An 11,523-nucleotide genomic window follows, 5' to 3' on the forward strand; every position below is an offset into this window, starting at 1 on the left:
TCTTTCTGAACAATCATTGCCGAGAGAATGACAACATCTGCCCATTCCCACTCTTGTTCTGTAACGGTGCGGATATTTCGATCGACCAGCTTGAATTCCCACTCTTGAGGCAAAATTGCCGCCACGGTGACTAAACCCAGCGGCGGCAATAAAACCTTGCGATTGACTAATTCCAGAATTTTTTCGTAAGACCAAAAAGTTTTAGGAAACAGGGGATAAACTAATAAAACTTTCATTGAATTTAAAACCTCACACCTTTTTAAATTTCAGCTATTAGCTAATACATAGCACACGAGCCTAGCTGAATCTGGCAAGCTTAGGTTAAGTCTGATAGCTTTTTTAACGCAAAGGTACGCCAAGGGTGACGTAAAGGTACGTAGAAAATCAGTAAGAGGTCTTGATATGTCTAAGGAACTCTTCTGAAGACAGCCTCTAACCTCCTTGGCGTACCTTTGCACTAACCTCTGCGTACCTTTGCGTTAAAACAACCTTTTAAATCTAATTTCTACTCGTTCTTAGCTGTCAGCTGCTTTTTTTGAACTCCGCTTATTTTTAGCACATCGCTGAATGTGGCACAGTAATTCGGCAGACCCAGGGTAGCAGGATTGACGGGATCTTGGTAGGTAAAATGACGGTAGCGCAAGCAGAACCGATCCCAAGGTGCCATCTGAATTCGGAACAAGAGGATGAAGAAATCAGCTAGCCAGGGAGACAGGGGCACGCGAAAATAAATTTTCTTGTCTAAATAAGCACAAACTTCTTCTACGGCTTCGTTGACCGTTATGGGTGCTTGACCCAAAACCAGCTGTCGAGGTTCCGAGGGGCCAGGAGGATGTTCGATTAGGAATCGTACCACTTGGGCAATATCTCGCCCGTGCATATAGTGGAAACTGCCGTCAGCTTTAAAAAAGCGAATCAGGTCAATCAACTTTGCCACCCCTGGCAATCCTGAAGAAAGATGGGAGTAGGGTTTGTTGGCATCTCCTCCGAGAACCAAGGTCGGAAAGAGGGTAGTGATGCGGGGTGCGATCGCTAATTTCGATAATCGCTGCAAGCAGTCATACTTAGAACGAATGTAGTCTGTCCCTAGTTCTCCCGCTTCTTTCAATAATTCGTTGTCGCGTCCGAGGATGCTAGCAGTAGAAAAGTAAATGACTTGTTCGCAAACTGCGGGGTCGAGCAAGTTTAGCAACCGGATGGTTTTAATCACATTCACGTCAAATACCGCTTGGGAGCCGCCCCAAGCGGTTGCAGCTAAGATCGCGACATCGATTGTCTTGAGTAGATTTCCCACTCGTTCAATGTCTCGCAAATCAGCTCTTACAACGGTGATTCCCGGTCGAGATTGGTAGTCAATTTGCAGTTTGTCTGGATTTCTGACTAACAGATACAGCTCGTGTTCGGTTTCTTGAATCAGGCTTTCGCTAATGTAGTGACCAATGCAGCCACTCGCACCAGTTACCAAAATCCGCTTGGGGTTCATAAGGGTTGGTCATTCGTCCTTAGTCAAGAATGATTTGTCTTTAGTTCAATGACTAATGACTAATGATTTTTGACTGATTTGGCAGTTTCAAAGAAGAAAGCTACGTTTTCTTCGGGGGTACTGGGTAAAACACCATGACCGAGATTCATGATATGACCTTTGTTTCCGGCTTTGCGGATCGTGTCATAAATGCGATCGCGGATGAACTCTTTTGAGCCAAATAAGGCACAGGGGTCCATATTTCCCTGTACACCGATGTTTGAGCCAAGTCTTGTCCTTGCCTCTGCCATGTCTACCGTCCAATCTACGCTGACGATATCCGCGCCGGATTGTGCCATCCTCTCCAGAATGCCAGCACTACCATTGATGTAGAGAATCAGGGGAGTATCCGGATGCGTCTGTTTTACCTGGTTGAAAACTCGCTGCTGATACGGTAGAGCAAATGTCTCATAATCTTGCGGACTCAGTTGTCCTGCCCAAGAATCGAACATTTGAATGACTTGGGCACCGCTATCAATTTGGTAGCGGACGTAAGTTGCGATCGCATCTGCCAATTTACCCAAAAATTGATGCAGCATTGTTGGCTCTGAAAAAGCCATGCTCTTAATAATTGCGTAGTCTTTCGAGCTTTTGCCCTCAATGGCATACGCTGCCAGCGTCCAAGGGGCACCCACAAAACCCAAGACAGTTGCTTTGTTGCCGACTTCTTGGCGTAATGTTTGCAAAATTTCACCGATAAAAGGCAGCGATTCCCCAGGTTCTAGAGGATGCAGTTTATCAATTTGCTCTTGGCTGCGGATGGGCGGATCGATGACTGGTCCTCGGCTTTCGATGATATCAAAGGGAATGCCAAGTCCCGGCAACGGAGTTAAAATATCAGAAAATAAAATTACCCCATCTGGCTCAAAGGCGCGAAACGGCTGTAGGGAGATTTCGATTGCCAGTTCTACTTTTTCCGAGCGATCGCGAAACGCAGGATACTTATCTCTTAAATCTCGATAAGCTTTCATATATCTACCCGCTTGCCGCATCATCCACACTGGCGGACGGTCTAAAACTTCACCACGGGCTGCCCTCAGCAGATACGGAACTTGGGTTGCAACGGTCATTTACACTTCACCTAAAGACTTATTTAAAGGCATTTGTTTAGCTTATCATTGTCGGATTCCCCAAGTTTAGTTTTGCGATCGCTTCTCTTGAGTTTGCCCGCCATGAGAGAGGCAATCCATGCTAAACCCTTCTAGATAGGGTATCAACTCCTAGAGACATGGAATGTGCATTTCCCTAGTAGTAGTCAGCGAGCCTGAGTGACTCTCCGACACGCGAAAAACCCGGCTTCTTGAATCAACCGGGTTTTTCTGTTGCGTGCTTTTTTAACTACCTATTGACGTTATTTGACAATGCAGATGCCACTAATTTCAACGGTGCATCGCGTCGGTTTCTTAGCCGTATCTAAGTTGCGGGTGGTGGGGTTATAGGTGTATTCCCCCGCCTTGAAAACGCGGTTGGGATTGGCGCAGTAAGTGTAGGTTTGACCCGCTTCGGTAAAGTTCACGACCACCAAAGAATTCTTTGCCGGAGGACAACTATCCAAAACCGTCAAGCCATACTCATTTCGCAGCAGTTGGCTTCTTTGATCGTTAGCTGTAGGTTGAGTCGGATTTTGGGAAGTCGTTGTTTTCGGCTTTAAGTCACCACTGCTAATGTCAAAGGTGTACGCTCCTGCTTTGACAAGGCGGTTAGGATTGGCGCAGTAATTGTACGTTTGACCGTATTCGGTAAACGTGACAACAACCAAAGAAGTTTTTACTTCTGGACAGGTATCCAGAACCCTCAACCCATACTCATTGAGCAGAGCTTGTTTCCGGGGGTCATTTTGAGCTGGGGTTTGAGCCGGTGGATTTTGGGCAACAGCACCCCCTGGCTTGATATCATTGCTGCTAACGTCGTAACGATATTCGCCTGCCTTGATATTGCGGTTAGGATTAGCGCAGTAGGTATAGTTTTGACCGTATTCGGGGAAGGTGACAACAACAACATTACTCCTTACCGCCGGACAATTTTCTAGGACTCTCAATCCATATTCATCTTCTAGAAATTTTTGTCGCGCATCTTTTTGACCCGCGGGAGTTTGAGCCGGTGGATTTTGGGAAGTTGTTGTCTGGCTAATCCCAGATATTGAAAGCGTGTATCTCCCCCTAGTGTTGTTCTTACCCAACACGCGAAGTTTATATTCTCCAGTCGTTGGCACTCGATACCTCACCAAACCCGATCGGTCATCGTAGGCAACCTGCGCCCCACTCTGTGAGGAAACTAGAACTAGAATAGGCAAAAGAGTACTACCGTCTTCTACATCAACAGCGGCAACGATTGCATCACCTTGCTTAGCATTAATCAGGAATTCCTCACCATAGGCTTTCTGGACAGGAGTACCCCTTAGAGATTGGTTTTTAAAGGTGAAGGTGGGAGAGTTAGTACGGATGAACCCGTTAACGTTTTCACCATTTTTTAGTGCGGTTGCTGCTCCAGCGATATCGGAGATCCCCGTAAACATCATCCCGGCGATCGCGACACTTGCCGCAACCCTATTAATAAACTTACGACCCATCATGGTAGACCCGTTTTCCTATAAACAAGAACTGCTTCCTTCTGTTTGGACAGATGATATCCATCCATAGTTCCCAGAGTCCAGGCACCTCAAACTTGTAAAGCCGGTTTGAAATGCCTGCTCAACTGATGCAATCTAGAAGCACCTAAGTATTATTGCTCGGTAGAGGAAAAACTCAAACTGCCGCGATCTGCATCTAACTGAGCGGGGATTCCCAAGGGTAAAGCTGCATTAGGGCCATCGTGACCAAAGGGGAGATCGGAGACAATGGGAATGCCAAGATTCCCCAAGCGATCGCGCAATACTTCTTCCACCGTCAAGCTAGAAATGTTCGGCGGAGCTTCGCAGCGGCTAAAGCGCCCCAAGGCAATCCCTTTGACTTTCCGAAAAGCCCCTGTCATCCGCCACTGCGTTAACATTCGGTCAATGCGGTAGGGAGCCTCAGTCACATCTTCCAAAGCGAGAATGACGCCTGCTAGCTGGGGCTGTACGGGCGTGTTCAGAAAATGCGTGGCTACCGTCAGATTGCCCGGTATTAAGATGCCGCTGACCTTACCGCCGCCCCAGCCGACTCCTTTTAAGGGTTCTAGAGGGCGACCTTCTACGCAATCGAACAGCCGCTGAATCGACCACTCTGGCTCTGCGGCAAGGGTAGTTAGCAACGGGCCATGAACCCCTGCAATGCCAACTTTACCGAGGCTCCACAGCAAGCCAGTGGCATCAGAAAAGCCGATTAGCCATTTGGGAGTCCGGTGTAAAAAATCTACTATTTTTTGTTCCGCACCCTGCCAAGACCAATCTTCTAGTAAGCGGGCGCTACCATAACCGCCTCTGGCACAGAGAATGCCTTTACATTTAGGGTTTTTCCAAGCGTCTGCGAGGTGTTGGCGGCGGCTGTCATCGCGACCAGCAAGGTAGCCCCACCGTTCCTCAACGCCGCTGCTAATTTCGACTCGGTAGCCGCGCGATCGCCATATTTCCACACCTTTGTGGAACGCTTCCTGTTCTCGCAAGGCACCACTGGGAGCAATGACTCGCAGCAAGTCGCCAGTTTGTAAAGGCGGGGGTAGTTGGTACGCGGAAAAATCCAAAATTCTTCTGGTTTAAGTTTTAATTTTGCAAGATATCCCGAAACCATTCTTCCATGCGATCGCCCAGTGCTTCCAGGGAATATTCCGCTTCGGCTTGTTGGCGGCAAGTATAGCGGTCAAGTTGATCGATGCGTCCAATGGCCTCGACCAACCCCGCCACGCTATCCGGCTCCACTAAAAAGCCCGTCTTCCCATCCTGAATAATTTCAGTCGGGCCACCTCTGGAATAAGAAATGACGGGGACTCCACAAGCAAGCGCCTCAATCACCACATTGCCAAACGCTTCCACCCAGCGAGGTGTCATCAACAACGCCCGACAATTGCCTAAATGCTGTTGCAGTTCGGATGTGGAGAAAAATCCTGCATATTCTACAGGAGCATCGGGATAATCTTGACAAATCTGCTTCCAATATGCATCGTCTTGCATTTTGCCAAGAATTTTTAGGGGAATGCCGGTAATTTTGGCAGCGGCAACGGCATCCTCTAGACCTTTTTCTGGAGCAATCCGACCTACCCAAGCCAAGGCGGAGGAAGGTTCTGAGCAAAATTGATAAAGCGATAAATCTAGACCACTTCCGAGAATCCGATAGTGCGACGGACTGGGAAACGTTTCTGCCTGTGTCAATGTGTAGACGCCAACCGTACCAGGAAACTGGACGGAAATCTGTTCCACGATGCGATCCATCGCGGTCGAGAGAGAACCCATACTCACGAAATGGGCGATCGCTCGATTAAAAAATGGCGTTAGATAGAACGGTAGCCAATCATAGGCAATGTTGAAAATCAGATCGTAGTCAGCTTGGACTTGCCGCGCATAATCCCACATATTGCCCAGCACAGAATTCTCCGGCATGACAATCGGGGCACTCCGTCCTTGAGTCTGAGCCGTTGTCTGGAGTTCTCCAGCAATTTCGATAATTGGAATATCTCCCAGCACAGAACCTTGGGGAGCCACAATTTTGAGGGTATGTCCCCGCCGGAGCAGCTCTTGGGCAACGTTGAGCAGGGTTAGTTCTACGCCGCCCCCCAACCCCGTGCCGAGAGCGCCCACCGAGGTTGAGAGCAACAACAGTTTCAATGGACGATGCAAGATGGACAACTTTTAGACTCTAAACGATAAACAATAAATTTAAACTCTTGTCAAGACGCCAATTTAGCGGTTTTCTGACTCCTCTGGCGGATGATTAGAGGAATTTTGGGAATTTGGCAAAGCGGGCAAATTATTATCCGTGCCAGGATTCAAGCGAAGCCGATTTAACTGCCCTATCGCCCACCGCGCTGTTTCCTGAACCTCGGAATCCCGATCTTCAGCAGCGTGACGCAATAAATTGCTGACTTGACCGATCGTGTCATAAATTCTTGTCAAATCCCGAATTGCATTTTTGCGAACATCAGGGTTTTCATCTTGCAACGAGATCGCGAGTGCCCGGTTCATCGGTTTGAGGGTGCGGGTGCCAATTTGCGACAGCGCCTCTAAGATTAAGCCGCGCTGCTGAGAATCCGAGTCGATCATCAGATCCACCAAGGGCTGAATAGCTCTGGAGTCGCCGCATTGTGCCAGCTCCCAGATCGCCTTGCGTCGTTTTGTCGGATCGGCTCCCTGTAAATCTTTAATTAATTCATTAACAATATCAATTTTGGGGAGGCGAGTGGTTTCTCCCATCGCTTTTGCCTCGTTGCTTCGCAGCCGTGCTAACGGCTTCGCTTCGCTAACTGCTTCTATTGGCTTTTGTGCGGTTGTTCTCCCGTCTAAATTGCTTTTTTCTAAATTGCTTGTTTCTGAAAGGGTCAAAGCAGAGGCATGATAGCCGTTATTGCCATTGTCATTTTCTATCGGGTGAGAATGGATATCTGCGGGATGATTGGCATCTTTAGGGTCTTCGTAGCGGCTTTCATCCGATTCCTCAGCTCCAGACTCCGGCTCTTCCTCTCTGTTGAGGTTGCCTAACCATTTCAGCAAGAAGTAAACTCCTAATCCGACCCCAGCTGATGCTGCTGCTAAACCTAATAACCACCAGAGACGATTCCCTTCAGAACTCGGTTTAGCCGCCTTGGGTTTTGGGGTGGGAGCCGGAGAAGATTTTGCGGCTTCGGCTGCCTGAAGCCGCTCTTGAGTCGTGGAACCAGCAACTCCATCAGGCGTTAACCTGACAGATGTTTGAAATTTAGAGATAGCAACTGCTGTCGTTCGGCCATAAACGCCATCTACTGGCCCATTGTAGTGTCCCAAACGCTTTAGTGACTTTTGCAGTTCTGCGACTTCAAAGCCTTGAGAGCCTACTTGAAGGATAGGCAAATCGTTTTTAGGGTTTGGGGAACTCGCCTGAGCCAGTTCTAGGGAGACGGGTAAACTGGGGGGGGAAGTGGCGATCGCTGACGGCAATCCTGTGGAATTCTCACCCGAACTGGGGATAAAGCCCAGACAGATAATCCAGGTAACTAGAAGCCATGTGGAGCGGTAGAACATAGTTTTGGGAAACCTGTCTAAGTGAATACAACCAGACAAGATCCTTTGCTGATAATTTTCTGCTTAGCTTCTAGTACCAGCATGAAGTTATTCGTTCTAAATAGTTAGCGAGCAATTCATCCCTATGTTTTGGGCGAGCGGCTCTGGGAGCAAGTGTGAATATTGGGCTGATCATAACAGAAAGTTTCAACTCGCTCTCAAATCTTAGCGGCTAACTTGTCTGTCATCCTATTCATTTCTACCGATTTTGCCAAATCTCGGTTTCGGATTCTTTCGCTTGTATTGGCAGTGATTGATAGGGTAATGGCTCGGATGGCTCTAAGAGAGAAATTTGCTCGGTTTTGCTTTCTTCTTGTGTCACCCTGGTTTCAACAGATGTAGAGGGTTGCCCGAAGCGCAGGCTTTGCAAACGCACTTGTTCGGCTATCTTCTCGCGCTGATTAATTAGATAGATACTGGCAAGGGTTAGACTCACTCCCAGCCATTGAAGAGGGCTGAGAACTTCAGCCAAAAGTAGATTGCCAAAAAAGAGGGCAAACACGGGTGTCAAAAAGGTGAGGGAACTAAGACTGGTGAGATTGCCGCTAGAGGCAAAGTAGAAGAATAAACCATAGGCGATCGCGCTCCCAAATACGGCTGCGTAGCTCAATGCTATCCAGCCAGACGTATTTAGATGCACCCACTGGTCAGATTCCCACACTTGGGAGAGTGCAAACAAAGGCAATCCGCCCAAAATCATGTGCCAGCCAGTCGCCACCACCGGATCGGCATACTGGCAAACGAAACGAATCAGCACTGTTCCGACAGCCATCGACAGCGCCGCCAGCAGCATCAGCCATTCCCCGCTCTCAAACAAGTGCGTGAAGCTAAACGAGCCAGCGATCGCGTTGCCGTGGAAGAGATTGATAATCCAATCATCCGGCAAGCCAATCAAACTAATCCCTAGCACTCCCGATGCCAACCCCAGCCAGCCCCACAGCCCAATGGTTTCTCCAAACAACCAACAGGACAGCAAAGCCACTGCTAGGGGTTGAGAGTCAATCATCACCGAACCCAACCCGGCACCCGTTCGCACTAATCCAAAGGCTAAAAAGCCTTGAAACAAAGCACCATCAACCAAAGCAAACAAACTAATCCACAGCCACGCCCGAATGCCTTTCGGTTGAGGTTTCCCCATCAAAAAGGCAGCAACTAATACCAATACCCCAGCAGGCACCAACCGGACACCAGCCATAAACAGGGGCGTCGTATTTGGAATAACACCCTTCATTGCCACCATCGCCGTTCCCCACAAGAAAAAGGGGGCAATCAGCAGCAAGGGTGCCAACGGAATTTTGGATTCTGTGAGTTTTAGCTGCATAAAAGTTCTTTGTGGGCGTACATAACAGAGCCAAATCAGCACTCTTGAAGCAGGTCATCACGAGCTGCCCTTCCAGAAGTCGCAACTGAATTTATTAAAAATTTTTCCAGTTTCTTGCTCTTTTTCTGGCTGGTTGCGCGTTTATTTACTTAATTGTACTTAATATGTAGTTCTGTTAAGGCGCTTTAGCAAATTGTTGGGATGCCGACAAAAGGGTAAGTTTTTACTTGTAAGTACCCGTTAAATTCGGGGAGCTAGGGAAAACCTTCTTTCTGGTAAGCTTTCAGGCTTCACCCGCAACCCAACGAAACCGATGCGGATCGTGCAAACTAGAGAAAGAGCCAGCATTCCTAGGGAAACACTTACTGTTTTGCAGGATTTGCTTCCTTCTCTAATTCGCTCATTCATTCACGATTCATTGCTTGCCTGCTCATGATCTGGCCTTTTCAGCCTAAGTTTCGTAAACAAATTGCTCGGATTGAAGTGACTGGTGCGATTGGCAGTACTACCCGAAAACAAGTTCTAGAAAGCCTGAAAACGGTTGAAGAACGAAAGTTTCCAGCTTTACTGCTACGCATTGATAGTCCTGGTGGTACGGTCGGGGATTCTCAAGAAATCTATGAAGCCCTGACTCGCCTGCAAAAAAAGGTGAAAATTGTTGCCAGCTTTGGCAATATCTCCGCATCTGGAGGAGTCTATATCGGGATGGGAGCCGAACACATTGTTTCCAACCCAGGCACAATTACCGGCAGTATCGGTGTAATTCTCCGGGGAAACAACCTGGAGCGCTTGCTAGAAAAGATTGGCGTTTCTTTCAAGGTGATCAAATCGGGTCCTTATAAAGATATTCTGGCTTTTGACCGGGAACTCACCGAGCCGGAAAAGAATATTCTCCAAGACCTGATTGACGTCAGTTATCAGCAATTTGTGCAAACGGTTGCTGAGGCTCGGAAGCTGACAACCGAAACGGTTAAAAGTTTTGCCGATGGTCGCATTTTCACAGGTCAACAAGCGTTAGAACTGGGGGTTGTTGACCGGCTCGGCACTGAGGAAGATGCCCGCCGTTGGGCTGCGGAACTGGTCGGTCTCGATCCCGAAAAAACGAAGTGTTACACCCTGGAAGAACGCAAACCTTTCTGGAATCGTGTGGTATCAAGCAGAGTTCAAGGGGCATCTAGTCTATCAGCTGGGATAGACTGGTTAGAATTTGAACTTTCTACCAGTGGTCAGCCGTTGTGGCTTTACCGACCCTAGTATGAAGTTTAGATTTTAGATTATAGATGATTCTGAAATCCAAAATCTAAAATTCAAAATCCCAATTATAAAATGGAGGATGCTTGCGTGGAGTGGCGAGTTCGAGCGATTCGCGGGGCAACAACTGCCTCACAGAACACGGCTGAGGCAATTCGAGAAGTGGTAGCGGAACTACTCGATGAATTAGAAGTACACAATCAACTACATCCGGATCTAATTATTAGTGCCACGTTCTCGGTGACGCGGGATCTGGATGCGATCTTTCCCGCTGCGATCGCTCGCTCTCGTCCCCACTGGGACAATGTCCCTCTGCTTGATGTTCAGCAAATGCACGTGGAGGGAGGGCTGGAGCGTTGCATCCGCTTCTTAATTCACGTCAATTTGCCAGCTTCCCATCCACCGATTTACCATCCTTATCTGCGGGGAGCTAAAAGCCTAAGACCGGATTGGAGTTTGTCTCAGGTTAGCTTATCCTCGCAGTCAACGATTCAGTCGTTTCATCGCTGAGGTTTTTTGTCATTAGTGATTCGTCCCTAGTCATTGACGAATCACTAATGACATTTATTAGCTATTTTCTAGGTTTTTAGGTGATTTGTTGTGAAAATGGATGCCTAAAAAAACGTCATATAAAAAGCTCCAGAAATTTTTTCCTTGCCAGATTCCCAGAGTTTGATAACAGCCTTTTTCATCTAAGAGGGGCTTGGTGGCGTAATAAGCATTTTGGTAGTGATACCAGGGGATGGAAGGCCACAAATGATGAATGAGGTGGTAATTTTGCCCCATGATCAGCAAATTGAGGATGGGGTTGGGGTAAACTCTGGCATTTTTCCAGCGATCGCGTTCTTGATGAGGGCGATGTGGCAGATAATCAAAAAACAATCCCAGCGCCAATCCTACCAGGGCAGAAGGGATAAACCAAAAATTGAGAATGTAGCCTAAGAATTGGTATTGAATTGAGATATAGAAAATCGTCCCGACAAACAAGCGGCTTAAGAACCATTCTAAAAGTTCATATTTTCGCCACAGCTGCCGTTTAAAGAAAAATACTTCGTGGTATAAAAACCGCACCGGAATTAACCACAGGGGTCCGCCAGTAGAAACGTAATGATCTGGATCGTTTTCCGGGTCATTGACATGGGCATGATGCTGCAAATGAACCCTAGTAAATACTGGGAAGGCAAAGACTAACATCAGCGCACTGCCATGTCCCAGGATGGCATTGATGACTCGGTTACGATGGGCAGAATTATGACAAGCATC

At 47.8% G+C, this 11,523-nt stretch carries 10 protein-coding genes and 1 pseudogene; 2 read left to right on the top strand and 9 right to left on the bottom strand.

The window, feature by feature from the left end:
* The 8 genes and pseudogenes from H6F50_RS03370 to H6F50_RS03405 all read right to left on the bottom strand — a co-directional run.
* Positions 1-236 (bottom strand): annotated as a pseudogene (locus tag H6F50_RS03370) (B12-binding domain-containing radical SAM protein); the annotation flags it as partial.
* A 269-nt stretch (positions 237-505) separates the two neighbouring features.
* Complete coding sequence (locus H6F50_RS03375) at positions 506-1,483, bottom strand: NAD(P)-dependent oxidoreductase (RefSeq protein WP_190426343.1); 978 nt, start codon at positions 1,481-1,483, stop codon at positions 506-508.
* A 59-nt stretch (positions 1,484-1,542) separates the two neighbouring features.
* On the bottom strand, positions 1,543-2,592 hold the full coding sequence (gene hemE / locus H6F50_RS03380; RefSeq protein WP_190411105.1) for a uroporphyrinogen decarboxylase: 1,050 nt from the start codon (positions 2,590-2,592) through the stop codon (positions 1,543-1,545).
* Between the two features lie 281 nt (positions 2,593-2,873).
* On the bottom strand, positions 2,874-4,094 hold the full coding sequence (locus H6F50_RS03385; RefSeq protein WP_190415666.1) for a hypothetical protein: 1,221 nt from the start codon (positions 4,092-4,094) through the stop codon (positions 2,874-2,876).
* A gap of 149 nt (positions 4,095-4,243) precedes the next feature.
* Positions 4,244-5,185 carry an LD-carboxypeptidase gene (locus H6F50_RS03390; RefSeq protein WP_190426354.1) on the bottom strand — a complete coding sequence of 314 codons (942 nt, stop codon included), beginning with the start codon at positions 5,183-5,185 and terminating at the stop codon, positions 4,244-4,246.
* A 16-nt stretch (positions 5,186-5,201) separates the two neighbouring features.
* Complete coding sequence (locus H6F50_RS03395) at positions 5,202-6,275, bottom strand: glycosyltransferase (RefSeq protein ID WP_190426355.1); 1,074 nt, start codon at positions 6,273-6,275, stop codon at positions 5,202-5,204.
* A 60-nt stretch (positions 6,276-6,335) separates the two neighbouring features.
* On the bottom strand, positions 6,336-7,649 hold the full coding sequence (locus tag H6F50_RS26895; protein ID WP_190426346.1) for a HEAT repeat domain-containing protein: 1,314 nt from the start codon (positions 7,647-7,649) through the stop codon (positions 6,336-6,338).
* A gap of 238 nt (positions 7,650-7,887) precedes the next feature.
* The gene (locus H6F50_RS03405) at positions 7,888-9,009 is read right to left on the bottom strand and encodes a DMT family transporter (protein WP_190426349.1); all 1,122 of its coding nucleotides are present in this window, start codon (positions 9,007-9,009) and stop codon (positions 7,888-7,890) included.
* Positions 9,010-9,441: 432 nt separating this feature from the next.
* On the opposite strand from H6F50_RS03405, the gene sppA reads away from it, so the two are divergent.
* Positions 9,442-10,263: a signal peptide peptidase SppA gene (gene sppA, locus H6F50_RS03410; protein ID WP_190415662.1), complete on the top strand. Its 822-nt coding sequence runs from the start codon at positions 9,442-9,444 to the stop codon at positions 10,261-10,263.
* Between the two features lie 72 nt (positions 10,264-10,335).
* Positions 10,336-10,770, top strand: coding sequence for a chorismate mutase (aroH, locus tag H6F50_RS03415; protein WP_199291973.1), 435 nt, complete (start codon positions 10,336-10,338; stop codon positions 10,768-10,770).
* Between the two features lie 57 nt (positions 10,771-10,827).
* Here aroH and H6F50_RS03420 read toward each other — a convergent pair.
* The coding region (locus tag H6F50_RS03420; protein WP_190426351.1) for a fatty acid desaturase at positions 10,828-11,523 on the bottom strand (696 nt) is incomplete at its 5' end.

The organism is Coleofasciculus sp. FACHB-712, from assembly GCF_014695635.1.
GTDB lineage: Bacteria > Cyanobacteriota > Cyanobacteriia > Cyanobacteriales > FACHB-T130 > FACHB-T130.

What these genes read in the sequence shown, in the direction of transcription:
- aroH (WP_199291973.1), top strand. Translation starts at nt 10,336, where the DNA reads ATGGAGGATGCTTGCGTGGAGTGGCGAGTTCGAGCGATTCGCGGGGCA.
- sppA (WP_190415662.1), top strand. Translation starts at nt 9,442, where the DNA reads ATGATCTGGCCTTTTCAGCCTAAGTTTCGTAAACAAATTGCTCGGATT.
- H6F50_RS03385 (WP_190415666.1), bottom strand. Translation starts at nt 4,094, where the DNA reads ATGATGGGTCGTAAGTTTATTAATAGGGTTGCGGCAAGTGTCGCGATC.
- H6F50_RS26895 (WP_190426346.1), bottom strand. Translation starts at nt 7,649, where the DNA reads ATGTTCTACCGCTCCACATGGCTTCTAGTTACCTGGATTATCTGTCTG.
- H6F50_RS03375 (WP_190426343.1), bottom strand. Translation starts at nt 1,483, where the DNA reads ATGAACCCCAAGCGGATTTTGGTAACTGGTGCGAGTGGCTGCATTGGT.
- H6F50_RS03405 (WP_190426349.1), bottom strand. Translation starts at nt 9,009, where the DNA reads ATGCAGCTAAAACTCACAGAATCCAAAATTCCGTTGGCACCCTTGCTG.
- hemE (WP_190411105.1), bottom strand. Translation starts at nt 2,592, where the DNA reads ATGACCGTTGCAACCCAAGTTCCGTATCTGCTGAGGGCAGCCCGTGGT.